We start from the raw sequence: 14239 nt of genomic DNA, 5'->3' as shown, positions 1-14239 counted from the left end.
GTGGACGGCCGAGGAACGAGGTCGTCCGCGGAGTGAACGAAGAGGGCGAGTGACCCATGGGCTGGAACAACCCGGACATCCCCTGGCGGGAGTTCGAGCGGCGGCTGTCGTGGGGTGGCCGGGAGCCGAAGGCCGTCGTGCCGCCTCCGGTGGCTCCGCCGCGGCGGCGTGAGGGCGCGGGCGGCTGGGCGGAGCTGCACTGTCACTCGTCCTACAGCTTCCTCGACGGCGTCTCCAGCCCCCGCGAGCTGATCGACGAGGCGATCCGGCTCGACGTGGAGGCCGTGGCCGTGACCGACCACGACGGCATGTACGGGGCGGTGCAGCTCAAGGAGGCCGCCAGGGGCACCGGCGTCGGCACGATCTTCGGCGCGGAGCTGAGCCTCGACCTGCCGGCGAAGCAGGGTGAGCCGGACCCGGGCGGCCGGCATCTGCTGGTGCTGGCCCGTGACGTCGAGGGGTACGGGCGGCTGAGCGGCGCGATCAGCCGGGCGCAGCTCGCGGGCGGTGAGAAGGGCCGCCCGGTCTACGACCTGGCCGATCTGGCGGACGCGCACGGCGGGCACTGGGCGGTCCTCACCGGCTGCCGCAAGAGCGTGGTGCACGGCGGCGGTGACCAGGAGACGGGGCTGCGCACGCTGATCGACCTGTTCGGGCGGGAGAACGTCTACGCCGAGCTGATCGACCACGACCAGCCCCTGGACGACGCGCGCAACGACGCCCTGTACGACCTCGCGGAAAAGCGCGGGATCGGCGTCGTCGCCTCGAACAACGTGCACTACGCCGCGCCGAAGGACGCGTCGCTCGCCGAGGCGCTCGCCGCGGTACGCGCCCGGCGGGGGCTGGACGACCTGGAGTCCTGGCTGCCGGCCACGGGGACCGCGCACCTGAGGTCGGCCGGGGAGATGCGGGCGCGGATGGCGCGTTTCCCCGGTGTCGTCGAGCGCACCGTCGAGCTGGCCCGGTCGTGCGTCTTCGACCTGACGCTGGTCGCGCCCGACCTGCCGGACTGGCTCGTGCCCGAGGGGCACACCGAGTCGACCTGGCTGCGGCACCTCGTCGCCGAGGGCGCCGCCGAACGGTACGGGCCGCGGCGGCGGGCGCGCAGGGCGTACCGGCAGATCGACGAGGAGCTGAACGTCATCGACGGCCTCGGCTTCCCCGGCTACTTCCTGATCGTGCAGGAGATCGTGGAGTTCTGCCGCGACGCCGACATCCTGTGCCAGGGCCGCGGCTCGGCGGCCAACTCCGCGGTCTGCTACGCCCTCGGCATCACCGGGGTCGACGCGGTCCGGCACAACCTGCTGTTCGAGCGGTTCCTGTCGCCCGGCCGCGACGGGCCGCCCGACATCGACCTCGACATCGAGCACCGCCGCCGTGAGGAGGTCATCCAGCACGTCTACGACAAGTACGGGCGGGACCGCGCCGCGCAGGTCGCCAACGTGATCAGCTACCGGCCCCGCATGGCCGTACGCGACGCGGCGCGCGCCCTCGGGTTCTCCCCCGGGCAGCAGGACGCCTGGTCGCGGCAGCTCTCGCCTCACGAACCGCTGCCGCCGGACGGCATCCCCGAGGCGGTCACCGCGCTGGCCGACCGGATGCAGCGCCTCCCCCGTCACCTCGGCATCCACTCGGGCGGCATGGTGATCTGCGACCGGCCGATCGGGGAGGTCTGCCCGGTCGAGTGGGCCCGCATGCCGGGCCGCACCGTGCTGCAGTGGGACAAGGACGACTGCGCCGCCGAGGGACTGGTCAAGTTCGACCTGCTCGGCCTCGGCATGCTGTCGGTGCTGCACGACACGTTCGACCTCGTGGCCGCCTTCCACGACCGCCGCTTCGACCTGCACAACATCCCCGAAGAGGACCCGGACGTGTACGCCATGCTGCGCGACGCCGACACGGTCGGGGTGTTCCAGGTCGAGTCGCGCGCCCAGATGGCCACGCTGCCCCGGCTCAAGCCCGACCGCTTCTACGACCTGGTCGTGGAGGTCGCGCTGATCCGGCCCGGCCCGATCCAGGGCGGGTCGGTCCACCCGTACCTGCGCCGTCGCAGCGGGCAGGAACCGCCCGACATCCCGCACCCGCTGATGCGGAACGCGCTGTCCCGGACCATGGGCGTGCCGCTGTTCCAGGAGCAGATGATGCAGCTCGCCGTGGACTGCGCGGGCTTCACCCCGGCGGAGTCGGACGCGCTGCGGCAGGCGATGAGCGCCAAGCGCGCGCCCGAGCGCATCGAGAAGCTCCGCGAGCGCCTGCTGACCGGCATGGCCGAACGCGGCATCTCCGGTGAGATCGCCGAGGAGGTCTACACCAAGATCCTCGGTTTCGCGAGCTTCGGCTTCCCCGAGTCGCACGCGCAGAGCTTCGCCCACCTGGTGTACGCCAGCGCGTACCTCAAGCGGCACTACCCCGCGGCGTTCACGGCGGCGTTGCTGGCCAACCAGCCGATGGGCTTCTACGCCCCGCAGACCCTGATCGGCGACGCGCGGCGGCACGGGGTCCGCGTCCTCGGCGTGGACGTGAACGCGAGCGCGGCCAAGGCCACGCTCGAAGACCCGTACACCCCCGCCGGAGGGTCCCCGCACTCGCCCTCCGCCGAGCAGCCGGCGGTCCGGGTGGGCCTGGAGTACGTGCGGGGGCTCGGGGCCGAGGGCGCGGAACGGATCGCCGCCGGGCGGCCGTACGAGAGCCTGGAGGAGCTGGTCCGGCGGGTACCGCTGCCCACCGCGGCCCTGGAGGCCCTCGCCACCGCGGGCGCGTTCGGCTGCTTCGGCCTCGGCCGCCGTGAGGCGCTGTGGGCCGCGGGCGCGCTGTCACGCGGCGCCGCTCCCCCGGCCTCGTCGTCCTGGCGCGCCGAACGGCTGCCGGGCACGACGCCGGGCACGTCCGCGCCCGAGCTGCCCGCCATGACCCCGATCGAGGAGACCATCGCCGACATGTGGGCCACCGGCACGGCGGAACATCACCCGATCGCCCACGTACGGGACCTGCTCGACGAGCGCGACGTCGTCCCGCTGGGCGCGCTCGCCGACGTACCCGGCGAGACGAACATCCTGGTCGCCGGCGTGGTCACCCACCGGCAGCGCCCGGGGACGGCGGGCGGGGTGATCTTCTTCAACCTGGAGGACGAGACCGGCATGGCCAACGTCATCTGCCGCCCGCAGGTCTGGGAGCGCTACCGGTCCATGGCCTTCCAGGCCCAGGCGATGCTCGTGCACGCCCGCCTCGAACGCCACGACGGCGCCACGAATCTGGTCGCGACCCGCCTGCGACGCCTCCCGGTGACCACGATGACCCGCAGCCGCGACTTCCGCTGAGGAGCGGTCCGGTTTCTGTGCACGAAGCAGAGTCGCGCTTGGGGTTCGGTACGGGGCGCCGGGAAATCACCCTGGTGAAAGTGCTCATCCACGAGCCGGAGGTGCGGTGTGACGACCGACGGCCGGCGTCCGCGCACGACACCGCCCGACGGCGAGCCCCTCGCCGGGCCTCCGTCCTTCCCCGAGTGGGAGGAACGGCTGCGGGAGCAGCTCGAGATCGGCGGCCTGTGGACCCGGGACATCCGCGGCCCGTCGTACGCGCGGCTCAGGCCGTACGGGCCGCGCACCACGGCCGGCTTCCCCGTCCACCCGCACCTGGAGGAGCGGCTGCTGCGCGCCCGGCGGCACCCGGACCCCGTCATCGCCCACGTCCTGGCCACCTGCGCGGCGTACGCCTACGCCGGCGCCGAGACCGTCTCCATGATCATGGCCTGGATGGGCCTGGAGCAGAACCACTGCCGGATGATCGGCACGTCGGTCGACGCGATGTTCGTCCGCTCCACCGCGTTCCTCGTGCAGAGCGCGAGCGGGCGGGTCGCGATCCTCTGCTACCGGGGCACGCCGCCGGCGGACGGCATCGCCTGGATGACCGACGCCGACGTCCAGCCGGAGCGGATGCCGTACCGGTTCGGCGACCCGCGCGCCACCGTGCACGCCGGGTTCTACCGGAACGTACGGGCGACGCGCTATGAGGTGATGACCGCGCTGAAGCGCGCCTGCCGGGGCCGGTCGGTGCGCGCGCTCCTTCCCGGCGAGCCGGACGTCGCGAACATGGCGGAGCTCGAGGCGCTGTACGTCACCGGGCACAGCCTCGGCGGCGCGATGGCCGCGATGATGGCGGTCATGCTCCGGCACGAACGCAAGTTCCGGGACGAGGACGACGTGACCGGCCGGTTCCGGGCCGCCTACACGTACGGCCAGCCCATGATCGGCGATCCCCGTTTCGCCCGCGCCTGCGAGGCGGACCCCTTCCTCGCCCGCGCGATGATCCGTTACATCTACGACAACGACGTCGTCCCGCATCTCCCGCCGCGGACCGCCGGGCCGTACCGCCACTTCGGCCGCGAATACCGGTACGAGGTGCCCCGCCTGCGCCACGGCGTGCTGGGCCTGGCACGGCACCTCGGCCACACGTACGACGTCCGCCGCGGTGACCTGCGTGAGCACACCCGCTTCACCGGGCAGGCGGTCACCTTCCTCGGCGGGCTCGGCCTCGCCGCTCTGGCCTTCGCGGGCAGCCGGGTGCGGCCGCTGGGCGCGCTGCCCGTGGTGTACTCCTTCGAGGACCACGGGCCCCAGCACTACATCGCCGCCCTGACCCCGCCCGGCGTGCAGAACGAGTTCGGCGACTGACGCATCGAGGTACTCCGATACGTCGCTGTAGGCTGAGATCCATGGCGGACACACCGGACCCCGATCTGGTCCGCGCGCTGCAGGCACTGGCGAACCCCGTGCGGCTGCGGTTGCTGACCTGGCTGCGCGACCCCGAGCGCCACTTCCCGCGCGAGGAGGCGATCGCCGACCCGGCCGAGGTGGGCGTGTGCGTGAGTCACCTGCAGGCCAAGGCGGGCCTGGCCCAGTCCACGGTGTCGTCGTACATGGCCGAACTCCAGCGAGCGGGCCTGGTCCGCGCCACCCGGGTGGGCAAGTGGACGCACTACAAGCGCGATGAGGAGCGCATCGCCCAGCTCGTCGCGGAGCTGGGCCGGACGCTGTAGCACGTCTTCGCAAGGCATCCGCGAGCTCTGGACTTGCCTTCATATCGTGAATCTGCAATATTCCGATATGACGATTTAAGGATGAGCGCAAGGGAGACCTCATGGGCGGCGATCGGCTCGGGCTGGGGACGTTCGGAATCTGGACCTTCGACTTCGAGCACCAGCCGGCCACGATGATGCGGGACTCGGTCCAGGAGCTGGAGGATCGCGGGTGGCGAGCCTTCTGGATCCCGGAACTTCTCGGGCGGGAGGCACTCACCCACGCCTCCTACCTGCTCTCCTGCACCCGAGAGATGCGGATCGTCAACGGCATCGCGCAGATCTGGGCGCGGGAGGCCCGGTGGACGCACGGTGCCGCGCGGCTGCTGGCCGACGCCTACCCCGGACGGCACGTGCTCGGGCTCGGGTTCGGCGGCGAGCGGCCCGGGGTCCGGCCGCTGGCGGCCATGGCCGAGTACCTCGACGCCATGGACGCCGCCGAGACGCCCGCTCCCGCGCCCGCCGGGCCGATGCACCGGCTTCTCGCGGCGTACGGGCCGAAGATGCTCGCGCTGGCTCGCGACCGCTCCGCCGGGGCGCACGCGTACCACGTCAATGTCGCGCACACCGCGCAGGCGCGGGAGATCCTCGGGTCGGAGGCGTTCCTCGGCGTCGAACACGCGGTGCTGTTCGAGTCCGACCCCCGCCGGGCCCGCGAGGTCGCGCGCGAGCACCTGCGCCTCTACCTCGGCTCGAAGTACAACATCGCGAAGTTCCGCCGGCTGGGCTACTCGGAGGAGGACCTCGCGCACGGCGGCAGCGACCGGATCGTCGACGACCTCGTGTTCTGGGGCGACCCGGACACGATCGTCGAGAAGCTGAACGCCCACCTCGACGCGGGCGCCGACCACGTCGGCATCCAGGTGATCGGCGTCGAACCCGGCCGGTCCGCGATGCCCTACTGGCGGCTGCTCGGCGACGCGCTCCTGCCGGCGAACGCCACGGCCTGAGCGGCGCCGCCCGGCCGACCCGAGGATTCGTCCCGGCTCAACGAGTGATCTTCAGTGAAGCGTCACCGTCGATGGATCACGCGCCAGAGGCGGGTAGTCGATGACGGGCTTCTCCTGGGAACAGAGAATTCAGGCGTCATCGTGGGTCCCGGCCGGCGGGCGAGGCGCGTCGTCGCCCTCATGGCTTCCATCGCCTCCGTCGTCGTTCGTCTCGTCGAGTGCCGTGACGACGGCCAGGGCGATCGCCGAGCCGAGATCGTCGAAGGTCTGGATGAGAACGGGAAGGGCGGTGATGTCGAAGATCCGCCGCACCGAACCCCGCGGGTTCACCACCGCGTACAGCCGGCGGCCCAGAGCCGTGGCCCGGGTGCGCGCGTTCAGCAGGGCGCTCACGGCCGTCGAGTCGCAGAACCGGGTGTCGGTCAGGTCCACGATCAGCGGGGCGGCGCCGGCTCCCCCCTCGTCCAGCAGGTGGAACAGCTGCGCCCGTATGTCATAAGCATTGGAGATGTCGATCTCCACCGGCATCGTGGCGACGACATAACGGCTGGTCTGCCAGGTCGGCAAGGCCGAAGGTATGGGATGGACCATCGAGACCCCCCTTGTATGAGACAACGTCAGGGGCGGCCTCTCTTTTGGACCGCGACGGCCCGTTACCGGACCACATGCACATAGATGAACAATAAGGGCGTTACCCCGGGTTTGGGCCCCTGAACCAGCGAACAACCTGTTCACGGGCCCCCGCGCCGGTCACGGCGTGTCCGGCGGGCACCAGCTCAGCACCGGGCCGAGCGCCCTCAGCACCGCTCCCGGCGGGACGAGGCGGAGCAGCCGGTCCCGTACCGCGACGGCGGGTGCCGAGCTCCACTGGGCCACGACACCCGTACGGCGGGAGCGGCGGGCGATCGTCTGGGTGCGGGGCCGGCGCTCGCGGTCGTAGGCGGCCAGCGCGGCCGGCACCGACGGATCGGCGTCGAGGAGCGCGGCCAGTGTGACGGCGTCCTCCAGCGCCTGGTTGGCGCCCTGCCCCTGATCCGGGGTCATCGCGTGCGCGGCGTCGCCGAGCAGCGCGACCCGGCCGCTCACGTAGGACTCCAGCGGCGGCAGGTCGTAGATGTCGCCCCGCAGCACCGCCTCCTCGGCGGCGGCGTCCAGCAGGGCGGGAATCGGAGCGTGCCAGCCGCCGAACCTCCGCCGCAGCTCGGCCGTCTCCCCGTCGGCGCTTCGCTCCCCCTCAGGAGCGTTGGCCACGGCGAACAGGTAGACCCCGCCCCCCGCGAGCGGGACGAGGCCGACCCGCTCACCGCGGCCCCACGACTCACCGCCCGCGTCCAGGCGCCCGCCGGGGGGATCGACGACCAGCCGCCAGGCCGTGTAGCCGGCGTAGCGGGGGCCGGGCGCCTCGGGCCAGACGGAGCGGCGCACGGCGCTGCGCAGGCCGTCGGCGCCCACCAGGAGAGCGGCGCGAGAGACGCCTTCCCCGTGCGCGACCTCCACATGGGTTCCGTCGTCGCGGACGCCGGAGACCTCCGCGCCGAGGCGCAGGGCGCCGGGCGGAGCCGCCTCCCGCAGGAGGTCGAGCAGGCGCGCCCGGTGGATCATCACGACCGGGCCGTACCGGCGCTCCAGCTCGGCGCTGTCGGAACGCAGCAGCCAGCGGCCCGACCGGTCCCGCACCCCGCCCGCCGTCTCGGGCATCGCGATCTCCCGCACCCGTTCGCCCAGCCCGAGCGCGTCCAGCGCGCGCACGCCGTTGGGCCACAGCGACAGTCCCGCGCCGACCTCGCCGATCGCCGGGGCGCGCTCGAGCACTTCGACACGCCAGCCGCGCCGGCCGAGGGCCACCGCCGCCGCGAGCCCGCCGATGCCCCCGCCCGCGATGATCGCCGTCCGCTCCATGACTCCCCCTCTACATCTGTAGTATTCGGTTCCTACTCTACGCTTGTAGAGGACAGGGGGGAGAGTGACCGTGGCCACCGCACGGCGGGAACGGCTGGCCGACGCGGCCATCGACACGCTGGCCCGGGAGGGCCTGCGCGGGCTGACGCATCGCGCGGTCGACCGGGCGGCGGGCGTACCGGAGGGATCCTGCTCGTACTACTTCCGGACCCGGCAGGCGCTCCTGACGGCGGCCCTCGACCGGCTGGCCGAGCTCGACGCCGCCGACATCGCCGCGCTGCCCGCCCCTCCGGATCCCACCGAGCTCGGCGAGAACGACGCCGTCGAGGCGTTGGCGAGGATGGTCGAGCGCTGGGTGACCACCGGGCGCGTCCAGATGCTCGCCCGGTACGAGCTCGCCCTGGAGGCCACGCGCCGGAGCGAGCTGCGCGCCACGCTCGTCGCGGCCGGCGTCCGCTTCCGCGCCATCGCCGAGAGCCTGCTCACGGCCATGGACGCGGCCGAGCCCGCACGGCAGGCACCGATCTTCGTCGCCTGCCTCGACGGCCTGATCTTCGATCACCTCGCGGGCGCCGGCGCACTCGAACTCAAGCCCGATGAGCTGCGCGCCGCGCTCCGCGATCTGCTGCGGGCCTTCACGGGCCCCGGGCGGTGCGCGGATTGAGCGGCCCGCCGGTCACCGCCGGCTCCCGATCTGCGACGCTGGGCATGATGAGCACACTCGAAAACGACCTGCGCGCCGCGCTCGACGGCGAGGTCGACTTCTCCGTACGGTGCCGGGCCGAGTACTCCTACGACGCGTCCGTCTACCGGCGCGTGCCGGTCGGCGTGGTGTTCCCCCGGACCGCCGACGACGTCGCCGCCGCCGTGCGCGCGGCGCGTGAGCACGACGTGTCGATCACCGCGCGCGGCGCGGGCACGAGCATCGCCGGCAACGCCATCGGCGAGGGACTCGTCGTGGACTTCTCCCGGCACATGAACCGGATCGTCGAGCTGGACCCCGAGCGGCGGATCGCTCGCGTCGAGCCCGGTGTCGTGCTGGACGACCTCAACCGGGCGGCGGGCCGGCACGGCCTGCGGTTCGGCCCCGACCCGTCCTCCCGGAGCCGCTGTGTGCTCGCCGGGATGATCGGCAACAACGCCTGCGGCACCCGGGCGCTCGTCTACGGCCGCACGTCCGACAACGTCGAGTCCCTCGACGTGCTCCGCTACGACGGCACGGCGCTGACGGTCGGCGCCCACGGCAAGGAGCCCGCCGACCCGTTCATCGAGGAGCTGCGGGCGCTGCGCGACCGGCACCTGGCCACGATCCGCACGTCGCTGGGGCGCTTCCCCCGCCAGGTGTCCGGCTACGGCCTGGAGCACCTGCTGCCGGAGAACGACTTCCACGTCGCACGGGCGCTCGTGGGCAGCGAGGGCACGTGCGCGTTCACGCTCGGCGCGACGCTCCGTCTCGTCTCCGAGCCCGACACCAAGGTCCTGGTGATCGCGGGTTTCCCCGACTTCGTGGCGGCCGGCGAGGCCGTTCCGCGGGTGCTGGAGTTCGGGCCCGACGCCTGCGAGGGGCTGGACGCGCAGATCGTGGCGATGGCGCGCGGCAGCGACCGCGCCGGCCTGCCGGAGGGCACGTCCTGGCTGCTCATCGAGCTCACCGGGGACGACGCGGAGGACCGGGCGCGGGCCCTGGCGCGGGAGTTCCCCGGCGCGGTCGTCGAGACCGACCCGCTCCGGCAGGCCGCCGTCTGGAAGATCCGCACGGACGGCGCGGGCCTGGCCACCCGGGCGCCCGACGGCTCGCAGGCGTGGCCCGGCTGGGAGGACTCGGCGGTGCCGCCGGACCGCCTCGGCGCGTACCTCGGCGAGCTGCGGCAGCTGTTCGCCCGGTTCGGCGTGCACGGCGCGGCGTACGGGCACTTCGGCGAGGGCTGCCTGCACATCCGCATCGACTTCGACCTGGCCACCGAACGCGGCCGGAAGACGTTCCGCGAGGTCATCGAGGAGGCCACCCGGCTCGTCGCGGCGCACGGCGGGTCGCCGTCGGGCGAGCACGGTGACGGCCGGGCCCGTTCGGAGGTGCTGCCGCTGGTCTACGACGACGCCGTCCTGAAGGCGTTCCGCGAGTTCAAGGGCGTCTGGGATCCCGAGGGCCGGATGAACCCCGGCATCCTCGTCGACCCCGAACCGATCGACGACCGGCTGCGCACCGAGGGCATGCGGCCACGCCCGCGTACGTTCCTGCCGTTCGCGGCGGACAACGGCGACTTCCGGCAGGCGCTGCACCGGTGCGTCGGCGTCGGCAAGTGCCGCAGTGACCACGGCGGCGTCATGTGCCCGAGCTACCGCGCCACCCACGACGAGAAGGACTCCACCCGTGGCCGAGCCCGCGCGCTGGAGGAGATGCTGCGCGGCGACCTGGACACCGAGGGCTGGCGTTCGGAGTCCGTGCACGACGCCCTGGACCTGTGCCTGGCCTGCAAGGGCTGCGCCTCCGACTGCCCGGTGAACGTGGACATGGCGACGTACAAGTCGGAGTTCCTGCACCACCACTACCGGCGGCGGCTCCGCCCGATGGCGCACTACTCGATGGGCTGGCTGCCGTTGTGGCTGCGGCTGGCCCGTGGCCCGCTCCGCGCCGCCTCCTCCCCCGGCCGCCTCGCACGGTCGCTCGCCGGGCTGGGCAAACGTCTCGGCGGCGTCGCGCCCGAGCGCGACCTGCCCGCGCCGGCGAAGCAGTCGTTCACGCGCTGGTTCCGGCGCCACCACCGGGCGCCCGGCGGCGACCGGCGCCAGGTCCTGCTCTGGCCGGACACCTTCACCAACCACTTCACCCCCTCGGCGGCGCGGGCCGCCGTACGGGTGCTGGAGGACGCCGGGTACGAGGTGATCGTGCCGCAGGCCCAGGTCTGCTGCGGGCTGACGTGGATGAGCACCGGGCAGCTCACGATGGCGCGCCGCGTCGCGCGCCGGTCGCTGGAGGCGATCCACCCGTACGCCGCGCGCGGCATCCCGATCGTCGGCCTGGAGCCGAGCTGCACCGCCGCGCTGCGCGGCGACTGGGAGAAGCTGCTGCCCGGCGACGAGCGTCTCGCCGACCTGAAGGTCCGCACGTTCGCCGAGCTGCTGGAGGAGGCCGGCTGGTCACCGCCGCACCGGGAGCGCACCGCGATCGCGCAGATCCACTGCCACCAGCACGCCGAGCTGGGCCAGGACGCCGACCTGCGGCTGCTCGCCAAGGCCGGGGTGGAGATCACCCGGCCCGAGTCCGGCTGCTGCGGGCTGGCCGGCAACTTCGGCTTCGAGAAGGGCCACTACGACGTGTCGGTGAAGATCGCCGAACGCGGCCTCGCACCCGCGGTCCGCGACGCCGCGCCCGGCACGATCGTGCTCGCCGACGGGTTCAGCTGCCGTACGCAGATCGCGCAGCTCACCGGCCGTGAGGCCGTCCACCTCGCCGAGGTCCTGCTGCCCGAGGAAGGACCTCGAGACGATCACGAATGAGCCCACGCGGTTCGTGGGCGGCGGCCGGACGCGGCACGATGTGACGAACCTGGTCTCGGAGGAGGATTCAGCGATGCAGACCGTCACGTCGGTGGTGAGCGGCCGGCCGCTCCCGGTCGCGGACCGGACCGTGCGCTCCGTCAACCCCGCCGACCTGTCCGATGTCGTGGCCGCGGTGAGCCTGGCCCGGCCGCATGAGATCGTCGGCGCGTGCCGTACGGCGCACGAGGCGCAGGCGGCGTGGGCCGCCGTGCCCGCGCCCGTACGCGGCCGCGTCGTGTCGAGCATCGGCCGGCTGGTCGAGGCGAACAAGGACCGCCTCGCGCGGCTCGTCACCCGCGAGATCGGCAAGCCGTACGCCGAGGCGCTCGGCGAGGTGCAGGAGATCATCGACACCTGCGACTTCTTCCTCGGCGAGGGCCGCCGGCTGTACGGGCAGACGGTGCCGTCGGAGATGCCCGACAAGCAGCTGTTCACCTTCCGCGTGCCGGTCGGCACCGCCATGATCATCACGGCCGGCAACTTCCCGGTCGCGGTGCCGTCGTGGTACCTGGTGCCGGCGCTGCTCTGCGGGAACACCGTGGTCTGGAAGCCCGCCGAGTACGCCGCCGCCTCCGCCCACGCGCTGTACGAACTGTTCGCGCACGCGGGACTGCCCGAGGGCGTGCTCAACATCGTCCACGCCGACGGACCGGACACCTTCGCCGGGCTGTCCGACGCGCTCGTCGCCAAGGTCGTGGACAAGGTCGGGTTCACCGGCTCGTCCCGGGTGGGGTCGCGCATCGGTTCTCTCTGCGGCCTGCACCTGCAGACGCCCTGCCTCGAACTGGGCGGGAAGAACCCCATGGTCGTGGCCGAGGACGCCGATCTGGACCTGGCGGTGGAGGCCGCGCTGTTCTCCGGCTTCGGCACCGCCGGGCAGCGCTGCACCTCGCTCGGCACCGTGATCGTGCACGAGTCGGTGCACCGGGAGTTCGTCCGCCGCTTCGACGCCGTCACGCGCTCGGCCCCGGTCGGCGATCCGGCTCAGGACGTGGTGTACGGCCCGCTGCTGGCCGAGCGCTTCGCCGAGTCGTACGAGAAGTACCTCGGCTGGATCGGGGACCGCGCGACGTACGGCTCGACCGGCGTCGGCCGTATCACGGCGGACAACCCGCGGGAGGGGTTCGTCGGCGATCCGTCCACCGGGCTGTACTACCACCCGGTGATCGTCGACGGCCTGGAGGTCGAGGACGAGCTGTTCCGGCACGAGACGTTCGGCCCGATCGTGGGCGTGATGCCGTACGGCACGCTGGATGAGGCCATCGAGCTGGCCGACCTGCCGGGGTACGGCCTGTCCTCGTCGATCTACACGACCGACCCGGCGAAGGTGTTCGCGTTCCGGGCCGGCATCGGCGCGGGAATGGTGAGCGTGAACAACTCCACCTCCGGCGCCGAGGCACACCTGCCGTTCGGCGGCAACGGCCGTTCGGGCAACGGCAGCCGCCAGTCGGGCCAGTGGGTCCTCGACCAGTTCACCCGCTGGCAGTCGCTGAACTGGGACTACTCCGGCCGTCTGCAGAAGGCGCAGATGGACGTGGCCGTCATCGAGCCGGACCCGGACTTCCGCCTGGACGCCTGACCCGCGGCGCTTCGCCTCAGGTTCTCGGACGGATCTCGCCGGAGCCGCGGGGCACGTAGCGGGTCGGGACCACCACGTGCCGCGACGGCAGGTGGTCGTCGCCGCCCCGTATCCGTGCCAGGAGCAGGCGGGCGGCGGTCCGGCCGACGCTCGCCGGGTCCTGGGCGACCACCGAGACCCCGGGGGTCAGCAGGTCGGCGACCGGGAAGTCGTCGAAGCCGATCAGCGCGACCTCCTCCTGGGCGCCCAGGTCCTGCAGCGCGCGGCGGGCGCCCATCGTCAGCAGGTTCTGCGCCGCGAACACCGCCGAGGGCGGCTCGCTGCCGGTCAGCAGCCCGGTCGTCGCCGCCCGCGCCGCCTCCTCGCTGCGCAGGCCGCGGCGCACCAGCCGCTCGTCGACCGGCTCCCCCGCCTCCGCGTGCGCGTCGGCGAAACCGGCGTACCGCTGCCGCGCCGTCCAGATCGAGTCCGAGTCGCCGAGGAAGGCGATCCGGCGGTGCCCGAGCGCCCGCAGGCGGCGTACGGCGGACCACGTGCCGTCGCGGTTGTCGACGGTGACCGTGTCGACGCGGTCGATCTCCACGAGCCGGTCGGCGCACACGATCGGTGTTCCGTGCCCGCGAACCGCGGCGAGCTGCTCGTCCGTGCCACCCGTGGGAAGCACGATCAGGCCGTCCACCCGCCGCAGGGTGAAGGCGTCGATGAGCTCGCGTTCGCGGTCGGGGTGCTCGTCGCTGCTGCCCGCCAGGACGAGGATGCCCTCCTCCCGCGCGGCGTCCTCGACCGCGCGGTGCAGCACCGAGGAGAACGGGTTCGCGACGTCCTCCAGCACCAGCGCGATGGTGGCGGTGCGCCGGTCGGCCCGCCGCAGGCTGCTGGCGGTGAGGTCGTGGCGGTAACCGAGGGCGCGGGCGGTCTCGGTGACGCGCCGGACCAGTTCGGGGGCCACGCCCGGCTTGCCGTTGATCACCCGGGACACGGTCGCCAGGCCCACACCGGCCTGCCGTGCGACGTCGCGCATCGTCGCCGCCCGTTCACCGTCCTGCATGCCGCCCCTCCCCCGCCTAGGGCACTAAGCCGGTCAATTCTCCCTCTGGACAGTTCCCAAAAGCCGATCTACCTTCTGGGAAACGTTTCCAGGAAACGTTTCCCAGGTGCCGCCCACTGTCAAGAACACGCGCCGCACGGCCAGCGCGG

Annotated in this window: 10 protein-coding genes; 7 read left to right on the top strand and 3 right to left on the bottom strand. The window is 72.9% G+C overall.

Annotated features, from left to right (window positions below; all coding sequences use genetic code 11):
* The first annotated feature begins 56 nt into the window (after positions 1-56).
* From ACQEV1_RS20960 to ACQEV1_RS20945, 4 genes are all read left to right on the top strand, one after another.
* A complete protein-coding gene (locus ACQEV1_RS20960; RefSeq protein WP_433395367.1) occupies positions 57-3317 on the top strand; it encodes an error-prone DNA polymerase in 3261 nt (1086 codons plus the stop codon).
* A 108-nt stretch (positions 3318-3425) separates the two neighbouring features.
* Positions 3426-4670 carry a lipase family protein gene (locus tag ACQEV1_RS20955; RefSeq protein ID WP_433395365.1) on the top strand — a complete coding sequence of 415 codons (1245 nt, stop codon included), beginning with the start codon at positions 3426-3428 and terminating at the stop codon, positions 4668-4670.
* 41 nt (positions 4671-4711) lie between these two features.
* A complete protein-coding gene (locus ACQEV1_RS20950) occupies positions 4712-5035 on the top strand; it encodes an ArsR/SmtB family transcription factor (protein WP_285619988.1) in 324 nt (107 codons plus the stop codon).
* A 101-nt stretch (positions 5036-5136) separates the two neighbouring features.
* On the top strand, positions 5137-6024 hold the full coding sequence (locus ACQEV1_RS20945) for a TIGR03620 family F420-dependent LLM class oxidoreductase (RefSeq protein ID WP_433395363.1): 888 nt from the start codon (positions 5137-5139) through the stop codon (positions 6022-6024).
* Between the two features lie 129 nt (positions 6025-6153).
* Here ACQEV1_RS20945 and ACQEV1_RS20940 read toward each other — a convergent pair whose 3' ends face one another.
* Together ACQEV1_RS20940 and ACQEV1_RS20935 are read right to left on the bottom strand one after the other, a co-directional pair.
* On the bottom strand, positions 6154-6591 hold the full coding sequence (locus tag ACQEV1_RS20940) for an STAS domain-containing protein (protein WP_285619990.1): 438 nt from the start codon (positions 6589-6591) through the stop codon (positions 6154-6156).
* Between the two features lie 183 nt (positions 6592-6774).
* Positions 6775-7923, bottom strand: a complete 1149-nt coding sequence (locus tag ACQEV1_RS20935; RefSeq protein WP_285619992.1) for an FAD-dependent monooxygenase — start codon at positions 7921-7923, stop codon at positions 6775-6777.
* Positions 7924-7993: 70 nt separating this feature from the next.
* Between ACQEV1_RS20935 and ACQEV1_RS20930 the strand changes: the two genes are divergently transcribed.
* The 3 genes from ACQEV1_RS20930 to ACQEV1_RS20920 all read left to right on the top strand — a co-directional run bounded on the left by ACQEV1_RS20930 (position 7994) and on the right by ACQEV1_RS20920 (position 13042).
* A complete protein-coding gene (locus ACQEV1_RS20930) occupies positions 7994-8587 on the top strand; it encodes a TetR/AcrR family transcriptional regulator (RefSeq protein WP_433395360.1) in 594 nt (197 codons plus the stop codon).
* 47 nt (positions 8588-8634) lie between these two features.
* Entirely contained in the window at positions 8635-11421 is a 2787-nt protein-coding gene (locus ACQEV1_RS20925) for an FAD-binding and (Fe-S)-binding domain-containing protein (protein WP_433395358.1), read from the top strand.
* A 73-nt stretch (positions 11422-11494) separates the two neighbouring features.
* Positions 11495-13042 carry an aldehyde dehydrogenase family protein gene (locus ACQEV1_RS20920; protein ID WP_433395356.1) on the top strand — a complete coding sequence of 516 codons (1548 nt, stop codon included), beginning with the start codon at positions 11495-11497 and terminating at the stop codon, positions 13040-13042.
* A gap of 16 nt (positions 13043-13058) precedes the next feature.
* Here the strand turns inward: ACQEV1_RS20920 and ACQEV1_RS20915 are convergent, their stop codons facing one another.
* Entirely contained in the window at positions 13059-14090 is a 1032-nt protein-coding gene (locus tag ACQEV1_RS20915) for a LacI family DNA-binding transcriptional regulator (RefSeq protein WP_433395354.1), read from the bottom strand.
* Positions 14091-14239 lie beyond the last annotated feature (149 nt).

It is taken from the genome of Actinoallomurus sp. CA-142502 (assembly GCF_050936355.1).
GTDB lineage: Bacteria > Actinomycetota > Actinomycetes > Streptosporangiales > Streptosporangiaceae > Actinoallomurus > Actinoallomurus iriomotensis.
This window is presented reverse-complemented; position numbering and strand designations above follow the sequence as displayed.

Bases quoted from the DNA above. Each gene is read 5' to 3' on its own strand.
- ACQEV1_RS20935 (WP_285619992.1), bottom strand. From the start codon at position 7,923: ATGGAGCGGACGGCGATCATCGCGGGCGGGGGCATCGGCGGGCTCGCG.
- ACQEV1_RS20925 (WP_433395358.1), top strand. From the start codon at position 8,635: ATGAGCACACTCGAAAACGACCTGCGCGCCGCGCTCGACGGCGAGGTC.
- ACQEV1_RS20920 (WP_433395356.1), top strand. From the start codon at position 11,495: ATGCAGACCGTCACGTCGGTGGTGAGCGGCCGGCCGCTCCCGGTCGCG.
- ACQEV1_RS20960 (WP_433395367.1), top strand. From the start codon at position 57: ATGGGCTGGAACAACCCGGACATCCCCTGGCGGGAGTTCGAGCGGCGG.
- ACQEV1_RS20915 (WP_433395354.1), bottom strand. From the start codon at position 14,090: ATGCAGGACGGTGAACGGGCGGCGACGATGCGCGACGTCGCACGGCAG.
- ACQEV1_RS20950 (WP_285619988.1), top strand. From the start codon at position 4,712: ATGGCGGACACACCGGACCCCGATCTGGTCCGCGCGCTGCAGGCACTG.
- ACQEV1_RS20945 (WP_433395363.1), top strand. From the start codon at position 5,137: ATGGGCGGCGATCGGCTCGGGCTGGGGACGTTCGGAATCTGGACCTTC.